The following is a 17040-nucleotide window of genomic DNA, read 5'->3' as shown; positions in this document are numbered from 1 at the left end:
TTTGGTCCAGGCGCGCCGCCTGGAACTTCCCGTATATAGGAATCGCGCATGCCCGCTCAAAGCAATCTCAAGCCGGTGCTGACCGCAGCCGAAGTAAACGGGCTGATGGCAAGCGTCTATCCGCAGCTCAACGACCAGTTCTCCTTTTATGAGGCGCTGGAAGTGTTTCCGGGCGGCTGCACGGTGCGGCTCAATGCCGACCAGCGGCATCTGCGTCCCGGCGGCACCGTCTCGGGTCCGGCGCTGTTCACGCTTGCCGACATCGGCGGCTATGTGTGCGTGCTCAGCCATGCCGGGCCGGATGCGCTTTCGGTGACGACCAATCTCAACATCAACTTCATGCGCAAGGCCGAGGCCGGACCGATTGACGGCCATTGCCGTATCCTCAAGCTCGGAAAGAGCCTGATGGTCTTCGACATCGACATCGTCGCCGGGGCCGACCGGCACACGGTGGCCCACGCCACCGGGACCTATTCGATCCCGCCGAAGCGAATGGATGAGGTAAAATAATACCGTTTCGCCAATTGATTGTTTTTGCTTTATTTTCAGCGCCAGTAGAGTTTCCGCTTGGCTTGACGCATCCGGCGCCCTCGCCTATAAGCCGTCACGAAACAGCGGCCGCAAGGGCCGCCGTTTTGTTATTGCCGGACGGCTTGGCCTCTCCGTCAATTCAAGCAACAAAAAACGCCTGTTCCTGCCGTTCGCGGATAGGACGGTCAACCTGAGAGCAAAACATGGCTACCTTTTCGCAGAAGCCTGCGGATGTGGTGAAGAAGTGGGTGTTGATCGACGCCGAGGGTCTCGTCGTCGGCCGCCTTGCCACTGTCATCGCCAACCATCTGCGCGGCAAGCACAAGCCCACTTTCACCCCGCATGTCGATGATGGCGACAATGTCATCGTCATCAATGCCGACAAGGTGGTGTTCACCGGCAAGAAGTACACCGACAAGGTCTATTACTGGCACACCGGCCATCCCGGCGGCATCAAGGAGCGCACCGCGCGCCAGCTGCTCGAGGGCCGCTTCCCCGAGCGCGTCGTCGAGAAGGCTGTCGAACGCATGATCCCGCGCGGCCCGCTTGGCCGCCGCCAGATGAAGAATCTTCGCGTCTATGCAGGCACTGAGCATCCGCACGCGGCCCAGCAGCCCGTCACGCTCGACGTGGCCAAGCTGAACTCCAAGAACAAGAGGGCCTCGTAATGGCTGAGCTTTCCTCGCTCGCAGAACTCGGGACTGTCACGACCGCCGCGCAGCCGGCCGCGCCTGTCCATGTCCAGAAGCTCGACAAGTCGGGCCGCGCCTATGCCACCGGCAAGCGCAAGAACGCGATCGCGCGCGTCTGGGTGAAGCCGGGCTCCGGCAAGATCATCGTCAACGACAAGGAATTCGCGACCTATTTCGCGCGTCCCGTGCTGCAGATGATCCTCAACCAGCCGATCGTCGCCGCCAACCGCGCCGGCCAGTACGACATCGTCGCCACCGTCATCGGCGGCGGTCTCTCCGGCCAGGCGGGCGCCGTGCGTCACGGCATCTCCAAGGCGCTGACCTATTACGAGCCGGGCCTGCGTTCGGTGCTCAAGAAGGGCGGCTTTCTCACCCGCGACAGCCGCGTGGTCGAGCGCAAGAAATACGGCAAGGCCAAGGCGCGCCGCAGCTTCCAGTTCTCGAAGCGCTAAGCGCTACGGGTCCCCAGCTTTCGAAAAGGCCGCCTCCGGGCGGCTTTTTTGTTTCCGTCACCAGTGCCCGGCCGGCGTTTTTATGTAGTCGATGAACACGCGCAGCGGCGCCGGCACCAAGCGCCGGCCAGGGTAATAAAGAAACGGCCCCGAGAAGCTTTGCCACCAGGGCTGGAGCACAGGTTCCAGAACGCCGCTGTCGAAATACGGGCGCACCCAGTCCTCGAAGAGCCAAAGGATGCCGACGCCGGCGATCGCCGCATCGACAGCGAGATCGACGCCTCCACCGATGCTGACGACCAACGGCCCCGTCGGATCGACCCGCACCACCTCGCCCTCCCGCTCGAATTCCCAGGGCGTCATGACCCCGCTCGGGAAGCGGCCGCGCACGCAGGCATGGCCAAGCAGGTCGCGCGGGTGCTGCGGCCGACCGTGCCGGTCAAGGTAGGACGGCGCGGCGGAGGTCGTGAAGCGCTGCGCGCGCGGTCCGATCGGCACCGCGATCATGTCCTGCTCCAGCCGCTCGTCATAGCGGATTCCGGCGTCGCAGCCGGCCACCAGCACATCGACAAAGTTCTCCTCGGCGATCACCTCCAGGCGAATGGCGGGATAGGCCGCGAGAAATCGCGGAACGATATTGGGCAGCACCAGCCGCGAGGCGCTTATCGGCACGTTGAGACGCAAGGTTCCGGCGGGCCGGTCGCGAAAGCCGTTCACCACATCGAGCGCAGCTTCTACCTCGCCCAATGCGGGGCCGAGCCGCGCCAGCAGGCTGGCACCAGCTTCGGTCAAAGCAACGCTGCGCGTGGTGCGGTTGAAGAGCCTAACACCGAGTTGGGTTTCCAGACGGCGGATGGCTTCGCTGAGCGCTGACGCGCTGCCGGCCGTGGCGCGAGCTGCTTCGCGAAAGCCGCCGGCGCGGGCCACGGCCATGAATGCCTGGAGATCGTTGAGTTCGGCCGCCATTGTCCCCAATTTCGTACAAGCTGTGCCGAATATAGCCGGTTATCGGGACAGCGGCTATGCCTTATCTCCCTCGCCGGCAACGAAGGAGAAGCACGATGTCCAGCGTAAACAAACCCGGCACCTATAAACTCGGCGACCGCTCGGTCCGCCGCCTCGGCTACGGCGCCATGCAGCTCGCAGGCAAAGGAGTGTTCGGTCCGCCAAAGAACCATGACGCGGCCATCGCCGTGCTGCGCGAAGCGATAGCGCAAGGCGTGAACCATATCGACACCAGCGATTACTATGGCCCGCACGTCACCAACAAGCTGATCCGCGAGGCGCTATCGCCCTACCCCGACGACCTCACCATCGTCACAAAGATCGGCGCCCGTCGTGGCGAAGACGCCTCCTGGCTGCCGGCCTTCACAGCCGATGAACTCGAACAGGCCGTACACGACAATGTTCGCAATCTTGGCCTCGAGGTGATGGACGTCGTCAATCTGCGCATCATGTTCGGGATGCATGGTCCAGCGGAGGGCTCCATCGAGGCGCAGGTCACCAAGCTCGCCGAGCTTCAGCGCAAGGGCCTGGTGCGCAATATCGGCTTGAGCAACGTCACCCGAGCGCAAATCCAGGAAGGCCGCAAGATTTGCGACATCGTCTGCGTGCAGAACCAGTACAATCTGGCGCATCGCGAGGACGACGCGCTGATCGATGAACTGGCGCGCCACGGCATCGCCTATGTGCCGTTCTTTCCGCTTGGCGGCTTCAGCCCGTTGCAATCGTCGACGCTGTCCGGCGTGGCCGAGCGGCTCGGCGCGACGCCGATGCAGGTTGCGCTGGCGTGGTTGTTGCAGCGTTCCCCCAACGTCCTTTTGATCCCGGGCACGTCGTCGGTCGGGCATCTGCGCGAGAACCTTGCGGCAGCGGAGTTGGAGCTGTCGGCGGATGTGCTGCGCGAGTTGAATGGGGTGGCGAAAGCGGCGTAGGTCGGCGCAGCGCCCCGCCCGCGCCTGCGGCGCGACCTCCCCATCAAGGGGAGGTAAGGCGCCGCGCTTTACGCTCAAACGGGTTTAGCATTTCATGAATGTCGCAGGCATGCAGCGACGGCAGGCTGGCACGACGCTCTACCTCCCTCGATGGGGAGGTCGGCGCGAAGCGCCGGGCGGGTGAAGCGCCGACGTCAGCTTAATTAATACTGGCCGTATGCGCCGACTCGGCTTGCTTGATGTCCGTCGTGTACGGTACGCGATAGCCATTGGCAGCCAGCCATTCGATCGCCGCTTTTGGCTCGTCGGTCTGGATGATGGTGGCGCCGCGATCGACCCAAAAACCCCAAGCCTCGCGCGGCAGGCTGGCAGCGACCGCCAGCTCGTCGCCACGGCCGCCGGCAAGGAAGCCGCCCGGCTTGTTGACGATGGCATAAGTATCGGCCCAGAGGTGCCAGTCACCGCGGACGGCTGTAGCCCGCATGCGCGTGCTGAACAGCGGGCCGCCGTTTGCGGTCAACGTCTCGGCGCCGTTGCGCCAGTTGATCAGCTCGATCGCGCGTGGCGCGAACGCCTTGTCGACCTCGCCGGCAAAGGCGGCATCGTGCACGGCGTCATCGGCAAGGATCGGCATGAACTGGAAGCCGCCGCCCGCCTGGGCGAGCGCGGCCTTCGCGGCTTCAATGCGCGCCTGGTTCCACAGGTTCTCCTTGACGATCACCTGATCGGCCATGCCGAGATCGCGGGCGACCGCGATCATGCCTGGCAGGTCCGTCACCTCGAGCTTGTTGTCGAGATTGATCAGGATCCTGTCCCTGGTCGTCAGCAGCATCTCGCGCAGCGTCAACACCGGCTCGCTGGTGACGGCGCCGGTGCCCTCGATCACCAGCCGGCACTTCTTCAGTTCCGCCAGCGTATATTCCACCACCTCGCCCTTGCAGTTCGTGGTGCGGTCGAGCCAGCTGTCATGCATGATGACGAACGCGCCGTCCTTCGAGCGCCTCACATCGACCTCGACGATCTCGGCGCCGATCGCGATCGAGCCCTCGACCGCGGCAAGCGAATTCTCGGCATAAAGCGTCTTGCCGGCCTGCATGCTGCCGGCCCGATGCGCCGCGCCGCTCGATATCGGCAAGCTGTGACTGGCAAGTTGCGTGCCGGTTCTGTAGTTGTGGCTCCCCGATGACAACCGAGGACCCGTAATGGCGAACCAAGAGATCGACCACGCCTTCACCGCCCGTTCCAAAACGGGGGCGTCGCTCGAGCCGACCTATGCCGGCGCGCTATCGTTCATGCGGCGCAAATATACGAAGGATGCGAAGGGCGCGGACGCCGTCGTGTGGGGCATTCCCTTCGACGCCGCGGTCACCAATCGTCCCGGCGCGCGCTTCGGGCCGCAGGCGATTCGCCGCGCCTCGGCGATCCTCGACAACGATCCGCAATATCCGTTCTCGCGCGACCTGTTCGAACAGCTCGCCGTGGTCGACTACGGCGATTGCCTGCTCGACAGCGGCAACCACCAGAAGACGCCCGGTACGATCGAGCGCGAGGCGGCCAAGATCCTGAGCTCAGGCGCATTTCTTTTGACGCTCGGCGGCGATCATTTCGTCACTTGGCCGCTGCTGAAGGCGCATGCAGCGATCCATGGGCCGCTGGCCCTGGTGCAGTTCGACGCGCATCAGGACACCTGGCCGGACGACGGCAGGCGCATCGATCACGGCTCCTTCGTCGCCCGCGCGGTCAAAGAAGGCGTCATCGATCCAGACCGCTCGATCCAGATCGGCATCCGCACCCATGCGCCGGACACGTTCGGCATCAAGATCATTTACGGCCATGAAGTCGAGGAGATGCGCGCCTCCGACATCGCCTACGCGATCGTGGAGCGCACAGGCGGCAGGAAGACCTATCTTACCTTCGACATCGATTGCCTGGACCCGGCGTTCGCGCCGGGCACCGGCACGCCTGTGGCCGGCGGCCCGTCTTCGGCCAAGATGCTTTCGACGCTGCGCCAACTCGGCCAGATCGATATCGTCGGCGCCGACGTCGTCGAGGTTGCGCCGGCCTATGATCATGCCGATATTACGGCGATCGCCGGATCGATCATCGCCATGCACTATCTCGGCCTGGTGGCCGAAAGGAAGGCGCGGCTCGACGACCTGAACAACGGCACTCATGCCGTGCTACATCACGCCCAAGGCATTTAGCTCTGGAATTGCAGGGATTTTGGCAACCGATGAAACCGAAAATCTTCATTGACGGCGAACATGGCACGACAGGCCTGCAGATCAGGGCGCTGCTGGCCGACCGCGGCGACCTGGAGATCATCTCCATTCCCGCCGATCGCCGCAAGGAAGCCGCGGCCAGGGCCGAATTCCTCAACGCCGCCGATGTCGCGATCCTCTGTCTGCCGGATGCCGCGGCCAAGGAAAGCGTATCGCTGATCGAGAACGATACGACCAAGGTCATCGACGCTTCGACCGCGCATCGTGTGGCCGAAGGCTGGGAATACGGCTTTGCCGAGATGGACAAGGATCAGGCCAACAAGATCGCCAGCGCAAAACGCATCGCCAATCCCGGCTGCTGGCCGCAGGGCCCTATCGCGACGCTGCGTCCGCTGGTCTCGGCCGGCCTGCTGCCTGCCGATTTCCCCGTCACCGTCAACGGCATCTCCGGCTATTCCGGCGGCGGCCGGCCGATGATCGAGGACTATGTCGGCAAGGGCGAGGACGCGCCTGAATTCCTGCCCTATGGGCTCACGTTGCAGCACAAGCATGTGCCGGAGCTCAGGACCTACGCGAAGCTGTCGCACGATCCGATCATGCAGCCCGCCGTCGGCAATTTCGCGCAAGGCATGATCACGGTGGTGCCGTTGCAGCTCGGCGGCCTCAACCGTGTGCCGAGCGGCGCGGAGCTTCATGCGGCGATCGCCGGTCACTATGCGTCGGTCGGCGGCGGCGTGGTCGAGGTTGCGCCCTATACGCATATGGAGCGCATGCCGGAGATCGATCCGGAGGCCTATAACGGCACCAACCGGATGAAGGTCTATGTGTTTGCCAATGACGAGCGGGCGCAGGCGCTGCTCTTGGCCGTCTACGACAATCTCGGCAAGGGTGCTTCCGGCGCTGCCGTGCAGAATCTCGACCTGATGCTCGGCATCAAGCATTGAGCGACGATGCGCAAGGCGCGCCTCAGCCTCCGACAGCGATCTCGGTCGGCAGCGAATAGGCACCCTTGGTGCCGCGCCAGTGCGCGGCGGCGAAGCCGAGCACGATCAGCGCGACGCCTTGATGGGTGAGCGCCATATGCAGCGGCACCTGCATCAAAAGCGTGCCGATGCCGATCGAGGCCTGCGCCAGCACCAGCAGGAACAGCAGCGTGGCGCGGCGGGCATGCGTGGTGCCGGGCTGACGCCGCCAGGTGGCGATCATGTGCCAGAGCGCCACCGCAAAGAGCGTGTAAGCGCCGAGCCGGTGCACGAACTGCACCGTCTTCGGGTTCTCGAAGAAATTCAGCCATGCGGGTTTCAAGAGCAGGAGATCGGCCGGGATCACCTTGCCGTCCATCAGCGGCCAGGTGTTGTAGGAGAGGCCGGCGTGGAGGCCGGCAACCAGGCCGCCGAGATAGATCTGGATCAGTGCCAAGAGCACGATCGCGCCGGCAAGCCGCTGGGTCGAGCGGTCGGCGGCGCGCTCGGAGTGCGGCGCCAATCCTCGCGCGACAACCATGGTGGCGGTGAAGATTAGCGCTGCGAGAGTCAGATGCGTCGCCAGCCGGTACTGGCTGACCGAGACACGGTCGACTAAACCCGAGGCCACCATCCACCAGCCGATGGCGCCCTGCAGGCCGCCGAGCAGAAGTATACCTAGAAGCTTCGGCCCGAGGCCGCGTTCGATGCGGCGCGTCGCCCAGAAGAACAGCAGCGGCAATGCGAAGACCGCGCCGGCGCTGCGGGCGAGGATGCGGTGCACCCATTCCCACCAGAAGAGCGACTTGAAAGCTTCTAAGCTCATACCCTTGTTGAGCTCTGTATATTGGGGGATCTGCTGGTAGCGCTGGAACTCTTCCTGCCATTCGGCATCGTTGAGCGGCGGGATCACGCCATGGATCGGCTGCCATTCGGTGATCGACAGGCCGGAACCGGTGAGCCTTGTGGCGCCGCCGACCAGCACCAGCGCGGCCAGCACGACCAGCACGAAATAAAGCCAGCCGCGCACCAGCGCGCGGTTGTGGAGATCGCGATCGCGGGCGGCGTATGGGGCCGTGGTGGTTATGGCGGCCATGGGAATTTCCCGGCAGTTGAAATCGCGGGATTGGTGGACCATGGCCGCCCGGCTGGCAAGACCGGACAGCGCGGCACGCCGTCGCGCCGGCCCGCGGCGGTTGCGCCCGCTCCCCAATCGGCCTAAGCGAGGCGGGTCAACGGGACCGCGACATGCCCATTCGCCTGAAAAAGCTGATCGGAACCATCCTGCTGGTGGCGCTGGTCGTCATCTACGCGCTGATCGCCTCGGCCATCGCGGTCACAAGGCTCGCCGAATACGGCTCCTTGGCGCATTTCCTGTTCTTCCTGCTCAGCGGCCTGCTCTGGGTGCTGCCGGCGATGGGCATCATCAAATGGCTGATCATGGAGCCGCCTCAGAAGGGCTGAGCGCGGCCGCGCCAACGCTAACGTGATTCATACGTGATTGCGCATTGGGACTAACTTGCCTGGCTTGACCGCATGGCAGGGAGGGCTTGCGCCATGCCAAAAGCCTCGTTCGCGGGATTGATCCTGATCATCGCCTGCATGGCGGTCTCGATGGCAGCCGCCGAAACCATCAACGTGTCGGACGACCATGGCGGCAGCGTCGCCGCGTACAGCCAGCGCTGGAAGGGGCTCGCCGCGCGCGGCGTCAATGTCCGCATCGTCGGCAAATGCCAGTCGGCCTGCACGGTGCTGCTCGGCTACATTCCCCGCAGCCGCATCTGCGTGATGCCTGCGGCAAGCTTCGGCTTCCATCTGGCGCACCGCACCGACATGACCGCCGTCTTGTGGAATGCCTATGCTGCCGACATCCGAGGCTGGATCAACGCGCATGGCGGGCTTGCGTCACAGCTCAAATGGATGAGCGCGCCGGACACCTACCGCTATTTCCACAGATGCTGACGCCCCTTCGGGCTAAATGGTCACGACCATCTTGCCGGCATTGGCAAGCGGCGTCGTCACACCCGACAGCATCGTGCGGATATGGGCGACGCTCTGGTAGCGGCCGTTGACGGAGATGCGCGGCAGCGCATGCAGGAAGCCGGCATGCTCGGCTCTCAGAACGCCATGCCGGGTCGTCACCGCCGAGACATAGCCGGCATCACGAGCGAAGCCGACCTCGCGGCAGCCAACCGCGCTGGCATAACCGTAGGGGTAAGCGAAGTGGCGCGGCTCTGCGCCCAGCCGTTCCATGAGGATACGGCGGACGTCGCCGATCTCGTGACGCGCTTCCGCCTCGGACAACCGCTTGAGGTTGCGGTGGTTGCCGGTGTGCGCGCCGATCGTCACCAGCGGATGGGCGGCCACCCTGCGAATCTCATCCCAGTTCATCAGGGTGCCGGAGCGGCCGGTGCCGAGCTCGATGCCGTTGGAGCGCGCCAGTTCACGCAGCGCGACGCCCTGCTCTTCCTCCGGGACCTCCAGGGTCAACCACGCGTTCAGCCTTGCAATCGCCTGGATCTTTCGGCCGGGTGTCGAGCAATCGACGACCTTCGATCCTCTCGCAGTCTTCAGCGTCAGGTGTGAGCCGGTGTCGACGATATCCTCGATGACTTCCCACCACAGGTCGACGGCACCGTCGATCAGGCCGGGCGCGACATAGATGGTGATCGGCGCACCGTGCTTCTCCAATACCGGCAGCGCCTCCGTCATGTTGTCGCGATAGGCATCGTCGGCGGTGATGGTGGCGAACTGGCCGTGTTTGCCGCCCGCTTCGATGCGTTCGATCGCTTCATCAAGGGCAACAAAGGCATAGCCCCTTTCCTTCATGTCGGCGATCAGCTTGTCGAGGAAGGCAGGGGCGATGTTCAGATGGCGATTGACGCTGTTCGGCTTCTCGGGCGTCGCGGTCACGCGATGCAACATCAAGATGGCACCGATGCCGCCGACAAACGGCCTCGCCAGCGGAGCGAGACCGGTGTAGCGGGCAACGTTCAACGCCAGCTTCCGGATTGCCTCGGCCCCGTCGATCATTCCTTCACCTTTTGCGCCTAGGCTCATCCAAGGACCTACGCGAACCCCAGGTTGCAACCAATACGTCTTAAGGATTGAGGGATGGTTGACGCCGCCGCGTCATTTGACGGCAATCGCGTCGCTGCCAACGAAGCGCCGGCGCGTGCGCCTGCCTCGAGCCGAGGCAGACTGACGGCGGCGGTGACCGATGGCACCGGTCTTGCGGGCTATGCGGAATTCTGCGCTTCGGCGCTGTTTGCTCCGGCGCAGAGCGCGTCCTGGGTGAGCAACTGGGCGGCCAAGACCAAAGCCGATATGGCGGTCGCCACGCTAAGCATCGAGGGTCGACCGGCTCTTTCGCTGGCGCTGGAAGTGGTCCGAAACGGCCCGTTCCGCGTCGCTCGTCTCGCCGGCGGACGTCATGCCAACGGCAATTTCCCCGCAACCGACCCACGGCTTTTGCCTGCTGTAAACGGTCCTGCGATCCGCTCCCTGCTCTCGTCAATCGCCACGGCACGGCCCGACATCGACCTCGTTTCGCTGGAGCGGCTGCTGCCCGATCTCGACGGCACCGCCAACCCGCTCGCCGCGTTGCCCAATTTTGCGAGCCCTAACCTTGCGCTGGCCGTCGACCTCGATGGCGGCTTCGAGGCGCTGCTCAGCCGCGCGAGCGGCAAGCGGAAGCGCAAGAAGCACCGCTCGCAGACGCGCAAGTTCGAGGCCGTCGGCAGCTTCCGCCGTATCGAGGGGCGAAGCCGCAAGGAGGTCGACAGGTTGCTCGACGCTTTCTTCGACATGAAGCAGGCGCGCTTCGCCAAGATGGGCATCGCCAACGTGTTCGGCGATGAAGGCGTGCGCGCCTTCTTCCGGGCGCTGTTTGCCGATGCGCTTGCCGAGCAGGAGCCATCCTTCCTGCTGCACGGGCTGGAGGTAGCGGGGAAACTTCGCGCCGTTACCGGCTCCAGACGCTCAGGCAAGCGCCTGATCTGCGAGTTCGGCGCGATCGCCGAGGATGATCTCGCCTTCACCAGCCCCGGCGACTTCCTGTTCTTCGACAACATCCAGGAAGCCTGCGAGCAAGGCTTCGACCTCTACGATTTCTCGGTCGGCGACGAGCCCTACAAGCGGCTCTGGTGCGACATCGAGGTCCAGCATTTCGAGGTGCTGATGCCGCTGACGCTGAAAGGTCGCGTGCTAGCCACAGGGTTGCGGCAAGGCGCGCGGGCGAAGGCCCTCATCAAGAACAGTCCGACGGTGTGGAAACTGACCAAGAGCTTGCGCCGGAAGGCTGCCGGACAGGCCGCCCCTATTGTTGCCGAGGACGACGCCTGACCGTCGACCGTCAGCCCGAGACTCAAATCCGAGCACTTCGCGGGCGATATCTGCTCAGGCCGCCGACCGGCGTCCGGGCAACGGATCTCCCGGTTCATGGCCAACCGGCGTGACCAGCGTGACATCCGGATAGCCGTTCTCGATCAGCTTGACCGCCGCCTGCGTGACCTCGTCATCGGCTTCGAGCATCGACAGGAAGACTTCCGTGCCATCGCCAACCAGGCGGCCGATGCCTTGTGCGTCGGCAGGGCCGCATTCGACGACGACGAGGTCGTAAGCCGTGGTCAGCGACTGCATGATGATCGGCAGCCGGTCGGCGGCGCGCATGGCGCGGATAGGATCGGCGGTACCGACCGGAATCACATGCGCGTCCGAATAGAGATCGGGATGGATGACGTCGCTGAACTGCGCCTCGGAGGCCAGCAGATTGGTGATGCCGGGAAGCAGTCCGCTGTCCAGCATCGGGCGCGAGGCGGCGCCCGAGGCGGTGAGATCGAGCAGGAGCACCCGCAGGCCCGCATCCGACACTTCGCGCGCCACCAGCACGGCGGTGGCGGCGGCCTCGTCACCTTCCGGGGAGACAAAGATGGCGCGCGCGGCGCTCGAGGCAATCAGCTTTTCCGCCGCCTTCTCGACATCGATCTCGCCAAGTCTCGGCTGCCATGACCGGCGCGCTTCGGGCTGTGCCGGGTCTGGTGGATCTACCGGCTCGGCAGGCGCTGCCTCCATGACGGTGCCCTGCCCGATCCGCTCGTCAGCGACCGAATCGTCGCTAGCTTCATCCTCGGCATCGGCGAGCGCCGGTTCGGTGCGCGCCACCGGCATCGCCACCTGTTCGATCGGCTCGAATCGGGCTCCGGCGGCCGGACGCATGGCACGGCCGGAGAACAATTCCCTCAGAAGCGTGCTAATCGCCATCAGCAGCAGCGACGCGGCGGCGGCGGCACCAGTGATCGGGCCGATCTTCGGGAAATACGGTTCGGTCGGCACCTGTGCTTTCGAAAGCAGACGGGCGTCGACCGGCAGATAGTTGCGGTCCGCGCGCGAGGCCGCCTCGCGGTAGCTTGCCATATAGGATTCGAGCTGCTGGCGCTGGGCATTGGCGTCGCGCTGCAGCGCATCGAGCTCCACCTGCTGCTCGCCGGCGCGGGCCGAAGCGGCTTTCAGCGTGTTGACCTCCTGGACCAGCTGGTCCTCGCGAGCCTTGGCGGTCTGTGCCTGAGTCGCCAATCCCTTGAGGATCTTCTGCGCCTCGTTGCGGATCTGGCCATTGAGATCGGCAAGCTGCGACTTCAGCGCCCGGATGCGAGGATGGTTGTCGAGCAGCGTCGTCGACAGATCGGCAATATTGGTCCTGAGCTCTACCTGCCGCTCGAGCAGGCGCTGGATCAGCTCGGAAGACAGAACTTCCGGCACGCTGTCCAGCGTGCCGCCATTCTGCAGCGCCTTGCGCACGCTGTCAGCGGTCGCCTCTGCGGCGGCGCGATGGGCGCGCACCCGGGAAAGCTCGCTCGACAGTTCCGAGAGCTGCTGCGTCGCGAGCACCGAATTGTTGCCGCCCATCAACAGGTCGGATTGCGCGCGATAGGCGGCAACCTTGGCTTCGGCATCCTTCACCCGATTCTGCAGATCGGTGATTTCCGGGCCGAGGAAGCCTGTGGCGGCGGTGTTCGATTCCATCTTCGCAATGCCTTTTGAGGCAAGGTAGGCCTGCGCAATGGCGTCCGCGACCTGGGCGGCGAGCTTTGGATTGTTCGAGGAGAACTCAACGGCAATTACGCGGGATTTTTCAACGCCGTAGACGTTGAGCTTATCGTGCATTGCCTTGAGCACGCGCTCTTCCGGCGGGATGTCGAAGGGGTCGCTCTTCAGGCCGACAAGCACAAGCGCGCGACTGAGCGCCGACATCTTCAACGCTTCGTCGAATTCCGGCAACTTTTCCAGGTTGAGGTCCGAGGCAACCTTCTTGAGGATATCGGGCGAGGACATGATCTGGACTTCGGTGGCTACAGCCTCCTCATCGGTCGCCGGCTTGTCGTCGCTGGTTGTGCCGGCCGGCCGAGTGAAGACCGATTCGCGCGACCCGATCTCCAGCTTGGCCACTGCCTTATATTGCGGCGTCGCCAGCCAGGCGAAGGCAAACGCCAGCCCGGTCACGACAAGCGTGACGAGAACAATGCGCAGCCAATTCCTCGCCAGGCTGGCGAAGAGCTGTCTCAGGTCGACATCGACATCTGCGGCCGCGGACTGAACGGACATGCATCCTGCTCCGAACTTTGAGTCGAGGATGGACCGTAAACAACTATGGTAACTCAGCCGTTAAGATCAGGATGCGTACTTATTAGAACCCACTCAAAGAACGTCCTGCGAATGCAATAGAACAATTGGGTTTTTTGCCAGCAGCCGACGAGTCTAAGGCCCATCCTTTACCGACCATTAACCCTAACAGGATGATAACGGGCGCACTTCCTGGGGTTGGCCGCCTCACCGGTGGCGAGAGCGACGAAGGTTCGTGTCCGATCATGAAAAGCACTGCTCATCTCTTTCGCGCCATGCTCGCCTTGTCGCTGCTTACCGGCTGTTCCAGCTACCGGCCGGCGCCCGCCGCCTTTCATGAAGTGCTCGACCAGCCATACAGACTCGGCGCCGGCGACCGCATCCGCGTCACGGTGTTCGAGCAGGACGGGCTGACCAACACCTACAGCGTCGACCAGTCCGGCTACATCTCCTTCCCGCTCGTCGGCGCCGTGCCGGCGCGCGGCCACACCGCCCAGCAGCTCGAAAAGGAAATCGCCGATAAATTGCGCCAGGGATATTTGCGCGATCCCGACGTCTCGGTCGAGATAGACCGCTACCGGCCGATCTTCGTCATGGGCGAAGTCGGCGCCGCAGGGCAATATTCCTATGTGCCGGGATTGACGGTGCAGAAGGCGATCGCGATCGCCGGCGGCTTCACGCCGCGCGCCAACCAGGAAAGCGTCGACATCACCCGCGACATCAACGGCAAGGTCATGACCGGCAGGGTGCAGACATCCGATCCGCTCCTGCCCGGCGACACCGTCTACGTCCGCGAACGCCTGTTCTGACAATCAACGTGGCGGCTCACCTCCGGATCGTCCACTGCTTCCGCTCACCTGTCGGGGGAATCTTCCGGCATGTGCGCGACCTGACCGAGGCGCAGGTCGCCGCCGGCCATTCCGTGGGTATCGTCTGCGATTCGACCACGGGCGGCGACTATGAGGAGCGGCTGTTCGGAGCGATGAAGGAGCGCCTGGCGCTCGGCATCCATCGCACGCCGATGCAGCGCCATATCGGACCGGGCGACATCACCGCGGCCTGGCGCACCTATCAAATCATCAAGGAATTGCGGCCGGACGTGCTGCACGGGCATGGCGCCAAGGGTGGCGCCTATGCCCGTCTGTTCGGCTCACTGTTGCGGGTTTCAAGGTCTCGCGTGGCCCGCCTTTATTCGCCGCATGGCGGCTCGCTGCACTATGACGAAACGACGGCGACCGGAAAGCTGTTCTTCGCGCTGGAGCGTTTCATGGCCCGCTTCAGCGACTGCCTTCTGTTCGTTTCCGACTACGAGCGGACAACTTATCGACGGAAGGTCGGCGAGCCGCCCATCCCCAACAGGCTGGTCTATAACGGCCTGCGGGCCGTCGAGTTCGAACCGGTGGCGCCGGCGGCTGATGCGGCCGATCTCATATACATCGGCATGATGCGCGATCTCAAAGGCCCCGACATCTTCATCGATGCGCTGGCGCGCGCCGGCAGGGAGATCGGACGCCGGCTAAGCGCGGTGATGGTCGGTGCCGGCGACGACCTGCCACGCTACCACGCTCAGGTGGAGCGACTCGGACTGAAGGGCCACGTCCGCTTCCTGCCGCCGATGCCGGCCAGAGAAGCCTTCGCCCTGGCCGAGCTAATCGTCGTCCCGTCCCGCGCGGAAGCAATGCCCTATATCGTGCTCGAGGCCCTGGCAGCCGGCATGCCGATGATTGCCACCGCCGTGGGCGGCATTCCCGAGATCTTCGGCGAAGACTCCCCTGCCCTGATCCGACCCGATGCCCGCCAACTTGCCGACAGGCTCAGAACGGCTCTCGACGATCGCGGCGCCTACCGCAAGCTGATGCCGCAAAACCCCGAGTTGAAGGCGCGATTCGGGGCCGACGTGATGGCGGCCGAGATCGAGAAGGCTTACTTCGCGGCGCTAAAGATTTAGAATTTACTAATCTGCAATAGGCGTGAAAAAACCGCTAGTCGTCGCAAGCAACAATACGCATTCAAAGCCACCTGTTGTTTCAAGGCTTTCTTAGCTCTCTTTTGCTATTCACTCGCGCGAAGCTCGCGGACAATCCCCATGAACGAGATCGACCCCGCGCACCGCTTTTCGATGGAGGCGGTGCGCAAATTCGACGGCCCGGCCGAAGCTCAAGTGCCCGGCATCAATGACGTGGCGCGACAGGTCGCCTCGCAGTACCGGCGCGATACGATGTCGCCGATCATGGTCAGCGGCGTGCTGCGCATGGTCGAATTCGCCGTGCTCTTCCTGTCAGGCATGTGCCTCTATTTCTACTATGTCGGGTTCTTCAACTATCTCGCCTGGCAATATCCGCTGACGATCGCGGCAGCTTCGTTCCTGGCGGTGGTGCTGCTTGACGTCAGCGACAGCTACCAGATCGCGGCGCTGATGCGCCCCCTCGCCAATTTCGGCCGCGTGCTCCTCGTCTGGGCCGGCACCTTCGCGCTGATGGCTCTCACGGCCTTCGCCGTGAAGGCCTCGGAGGACTATTCGCGCCTCCTGTTCGGCAGCTGGTTCGTGGTTGGCTTCGTGCTGATCTTCGGGCTCAGATTGGTGATGTCCAGGCTGATCAGGCGCTGGGCGCGCGACGGGCGCATGGAGCGCCGCGCGCTCATTGTCGGCGGCGGCAAGTCGGCCGAAATGCTGATCCGCTCGGTCGAGAAGCAGCCGTACAACGACATTCGCATCTGCGGCATCTTCGACGACCGCGGCGACAAGCGTTCGCCGCCGATCGTCGCCGGCTATCCGAAGCTCGGCACCATTTCCGAGCTAATCGAGTTTGCCCGCATCGCCCGCATCGACATGCTGATCGTGTCGCTGCCGCTGACGGCGGAATCGCGCGTGCTGCAGCTTTTGAAGAAGCTCTGGGTTCTGCCGGTCGACATCCGGCTCTCGGCGCATTCAAATGCGCTGCAGTTCCGCCCGCGCGCCTATTCCTACATCGGCTCCGTGCCGATGCTCGACATCTTCGACAAGCCGATCAACGACTGGGACTCGGTCGCCAAGCGCAGCTTCGACATCATCTTCTCGCTTGTCGGCATCCTCGTATTCTCGCCGGTGATGCTCGCCACCGCGATCGCCATCAAGCTCGACAGCAAGGGGCCGGTGCTGTTCAAGCAGAAGCGCCACGGCTTCAACAACGAGGTCATCGAGGTCTACAAGTTCAGGTCGATGTATACCGACAGGTCCGACCCGACCGCCAAGCAGACGGTGACCAAGAACGACCCGCGCGTCACCCGCGTCGGCCGCTTCATCCGCAAGACCTCGATCGACGAGCTGCCGCAGTTCTTCAACTCGCTGTTCGGCTCGCTGTCGCTGGTCGGGCCGCGCCCGCATGCGATCGCCGCCCAATCGCACAACCTGCTCTATAACGAGGTGGTCGACGGCTATTTCGCCCGCCACAAGGTCAAGCCGGGTGTCACCGGCTGGGCGCAGATCAACGGCTGGCGCGGCGAGATGGACACCAATGAAAAGATCCGCATGCGCACCGAATACGATCTCTACTACATCGAGAACTGGTCGATGCTGTTCGACCTGCGCATCCTGTTCCTGACGCCCGTCCGCCTGCTCAACACGGAAAACGCCTATTGAGCGCGCT

17 protein-coding genes are annotated in these 17040 nt (G+C 63.9%); 12 read left to right on the top strand and 5 right to left on the bottom strand.

Translation table 11 applies throughout. The features are described from left to right. Window positions 1–48: 48 nt before the first annotated feature. From CK222_RS18220 to rpsI, 3 genes are all read left to right on the top strand, one after another. Window positions 49–510 carry a PaaI family thioesterase gene (locus CK222_RS18220; RefSeq protein WP_095801293.1) on the top strand — a complete coding sequence of 154 codons (462 nt, stop codon included), beginning with the start codon at window positions 49–51 and terminating at the stop codon, window positions 508–510. 224 nt (window positions 511–734) lie between these two features. Further along, window positions 735–1199 (top strand): 50S ribosomal protein L13, encoded by a 465-nt coding sequence (gene rplM / locus CK222_RS18215; protein WP_066989450.1) that lies wholly within the window; start codon window positions 735–737, stop codon window positions 1197–1199. Beyond that, a complete protein-coding gene (rpsI, locus tag CK222_RS18210) occupies window positions 1199–1675 on the top strand; it encodes a 30S ribosomal protein S9 (RefSeq protein ID WP_066989448.1) in 477 nt (158 codons plus the stop codon). Before rplM ends, rpsI begins: the two co-directional genes overlap by 1 nt. 57 nt (window positions 1676–1732) lie before the next feature. Here rpsI and CK222_RS18205 read toward each other — a convergent pair whose 3' ends face one another. Then, the gene (locus tag CK222_RS18205) at window positions 1733–2641 is read right to left on the bottom strand and encodes a LysR family transcriptional regulator (RefSeq protein ID WP_095801292.1); all 909 of its coding nucleotides are present in this window, start codon (window positions 2639–2641) and stop codon (window positions 1733–1735) included. Between the two features lie 95 nt (window positions 2642–2736). Here CK222_RS18205 and CK222_RS18200 point away from each other — a divergent pair, with 95 nt between their 5' ends. Continuing rightward, on the top strand, window positions 2737–3609 hold the full coding sequence (locus CK222_RS18200) for an aldo/keto reductase family oxidoreductase (protein ID WP_095801291.1): 873 nt from the start codon (window positions 2737–2739) through the stop codon (window positions 3607–3609). Between the two features lie 199 nt (window positions 3610–3808). On the opposite strand, the gene CK222_RS18195 is transcribed toward CK222_RS18200, so the two are convergent. Next, window positions 3809–4705 carry a glycerophosphodiester phosphodiesterase family protein gene (locus CK222_RS18195; protein ID WP_095801359.1) on the bottom strand — a complete coding sequence of 299 codons (897 nt, stop codon included), beginning with the start codon at window positions 4703–4705 and terminating at the stop codon, window positions 3809–3811. A 106-nt stretch (window positions 4706–4811) separates the two neighbouring features. Here CK222_RS18195 and speB point away from each other — a divergent pair, with 106 nt between their 5' ends. Both speB and argC read left to right on the top strand, forming a co-directional pair. Next, window positions 4812–5813, top strand: a complete 1002-nt coding sequence (speB, locus tag CK222_RS18190) for an agmatinase (protein WP_095801290.1) — start codon at window positions 4812–4814, stop codon at window positions 5811–5813. Window positions 5814–5842: 29 nt separating this feature from the next. Further along, complete coding sequence (gene argC / locus CK222_RS18185) at window positions 5843–6775, top strand: N-acetyl-gamma-glutamyl-phosphate reductase (protein ID WP_095801289.1); 933 nt, start codon at window positions 5843–5845, stop codon at window positions 6773–6775. A 22-nt stretch (window positions 6776–6797) separates the two neighbouring features. Here argC and CK222_RS18180 read toward each other — a convergent pair whose 3' ends face one another. Beyond that, a complete protein-coding gene (locus CK222_RS18180; RefSeq protein WP_095801288.1) occupies window positions 6798–7889 on the bottom strand; it encodes a COX15/CtaA family protein in 1092 nt (363 codons plus the stop codon). Between the two features lie 152 nt (window positions 7890–8041). Between CK222_RS18180 and CK222_RS18175 the strand changes: the two genes are divergently transcribed. Next, the gene (locus tag CK222_RS18175; RefSeq protein ID WP_095801287.1) at window positions 8042–8257 is read left to right on the top strand and encodes a DUF2842 domain-containing protein; all 216 of its coding nucleotides are present in this window, start codon (window positions 8042–8044) and stop codon (window positions 8255–8257) included. Between the two features lie 93 nt (window positions 8258–8350). Beyond that, entirely contained in the window at window positions 8351–8755 is a 405-nt protein-coding gene (locus CK222_RS18170) for a hypothetical protein (RefSeq protein ID WP_095801286.1), read from the top strand. Window positions 8756–8767: 12 nt separating this feature from the next. On the opposite strand, the gene CK222_RS18165 is transcribed toward CK222_RS18170, so the two are convergent. Continuing rightward, complete coding sequence (locus CK222_RS18165) at window positions 8768–9826, bottom strand: polysaccharide deacetylase family protein (RefSeq protein WP_095801285.1); 1059 nt, start codon at window positions 9824–9826, stop codon at window positions 8768–8770. An 81-nt stretch (window positions 9827–9907) separates the two neighbouring features. Between CK222_RS18165 and CK222_RS18160 the strand changes: the two genes are divergently transcribed. Beyond that, window positions 9908–11137 carry a GNAT family N-acetyltransferase gene (locus tag CK222_RS18160; RefSeq protein WP_095801284.1) on the top strand — a complete coding sequence of 410 codons (1230 nt, stop codon included), beginning with the start codon at window positions 9908–9910 and terminating at the stop codon, window positions 11135–11137. Window positions 11138–11191: 54 nt separating this feature from the next. On the opposite strand, the gene CK222_RS18155 is transcribed toward CK222_RS18160, so the two are convergent. After that, the gene (locus CK222_RS18155) at window positions 11192–13396 is read right to left on the bottom strand and encodes an exopolysaccharide transport family protein (protein ID WP_095801283.1); all 2205 of its coding nucleotides are present in this window, start codon (window positions 13394–13396) and stop codon (window positions 11192–11194) included. 263 nt (window positions 13397–13659) lie between these two features. On the opposite strand from CK222_RS18155, the gene CK222_RS18150 reads away from it, so the two are divergent. From CK222_RS18150 to CK222_RS18140, 3 genes are all read left to right on the top strand, one after another. Beyond that, the gene (locus CK222_RS18150) at window positions 13660–14223 is read left to right on the top strand and encodes a polysaccharide biosynthesis/export family protein (protein WP_067000804.1); all 564 of its coding nucleotides are present in this window, start codon (window positions 13660–13662) and stop codon (window positions 14221–14223) included. Between the two features lie 8 nt (window positions 14224–14231). Continuing rightward, window positions 14232–15362, top strand: a complete 1131-nt coding sequence (locus CK222_RS18145; RefSeq protein WP_095801282.1) for a glycosyltransferase — start codon at window positions 14232–14234, stop codon at window positions 15360–15362. Between the two features lie 138 nt (window positions 15363–15500). After that, entirely contained in the window at window positions 15501–17033 is a 1533-nt protein-coding gene (locus CK222_RS18140; RefSeq protein ID WP_095801281.1) for an undecaprenyl-phosphate glucose phosphotransferase, read from the top strand. Window positions 17034–17040: the final 7 nt, after the last annotated feature.

The sequence above is a fragment of the Mesorhizobium sp. WSM3866 genome, assembly GCF_002294795.1.
Lineage (GTDB): Bacteria > Pseudomonadota > Alphaproteobacteria > Rhizobiales > Rhizobiaceae > Mesorhizobium.
The sequence above is the reverse complement of the archived record's forward strand: the minus strand, read 5'-3'. Positions and strand labels throughout refer to the sequence as shown.

Excerpts from the sequence above, each read along its gene's own strand:
- CK222_RS18220 (WP_095801293.1), top strand. The coding sequence starts at position 49 with ATGCCCGCTCAAAGCAATCTCAAGCCGGTGCTGACCGCAGCCGAAGTA.
- speB (WP_095801290.1), top strand. The coding sequence starts at position 4,812 with ATGGCGAACCAAGAGATCGACCACGCCTTCACCGCCCGTTCCAAAACG.
- CK222_RS18205 (WP_095801292.1), bottom strand. The coding sequence starts at position 2,641 with ATGGCGGCCGAACTCAACGATCTCCAGGCATTCATGGCCGTGGCCCGC.
- rpsI (WP_066989448.1), top strand. The coding sequence starts at position 1,199 with ATGGCTGAGCTTTCCTCGCTCGCAGAACTCGGGACTGTCACGACCGCC.
- CK222_RS18150 (WP_067000804.1), top strand. The coding sequence starts at position 13,660 with ATGAAAAGCACTGCTCATCTCTTTCGCGCCATGCTCGCCTTGTCGCTG.
- CK222_RS18155 (WP_095801283.1), bottom strand. The coding sequence starts at position 13,396 with ATGTCCGTTCAGTCCGCGGCCGCAGATGTCGATGTCGACCTGAGACAG.
- rplM (WP_066989450.1), top strand. The coding sequence starts at position 735 with ATGGCTACCTTTTCGCAGAAGCCTGCGGATGTGGTGAAGAAGTGGGTG.
- argC (WP_095801289.1), top strand. The coding sequence starts at position 5,843 with ATGAAACCGAAAATCTTCATTGACGGCGAACATGGCACGACAGGCCTG.
- CK222_RS18195 (WP_095801359.1), bottom strand. The coding sequence starts at position 4,705 with ATGCAGGCCGGCAAGACGCTTTATGCCGAGAATTCGCTTGCCGCGGTC.
- CK222_RS18170 (WP_095801286.1), top strand. The coding sequence starts at position 8,351 with ATGCCAAAAGCCTCGTTCGCGGGATTGATCCTGATCATCGCCTGCATG.
- CK222_RS18140 (WP_095801281.1), top strand. The coding sequence starts at position 15,501 with ATGAACGAGATCGACCCCGCGCACCGCTTTTCGATGGAGGCGGTGCGC.
- CK222_RS18180 (WP_095801288.1), bottom strand. The coding sequence starts at position 7,889 with ATGGCCGCCATAACCACCACGGCCCCATACGCCGCCCGCGATCGCGAT.
- CK222_RS18175 (WP_095801287.1), top strand. The coding sequence starts at position 8,042 with ATGCCCATTCGCCTGAAAAAGCTGATCGGAACCATCCTGCTGGTGGCG.
- CK222_RS18200 (WP_095801291.1), top strand. The coding sequence starts at position 2,737 with ATGTCCAGCGTAAACAAACCCGGCACCTATAAACTCGGCGACCGCTCG.
- CK222_RS18160 (WP_095801284.1), top strand. The coding sequence starts at position 9,908 with ATGGTTGACGCCGCCGCGTCATTTGACGGCAATCGCGTCGCTGCCAAC.
- CK222_RS18165 (WP_095801285.1), bottom strand. The coding sequence starts at position 9,826 with ATGATCGACGGGGCCGAGGCAATCCGGAAGCTGGCGTTGAACGTTGCC.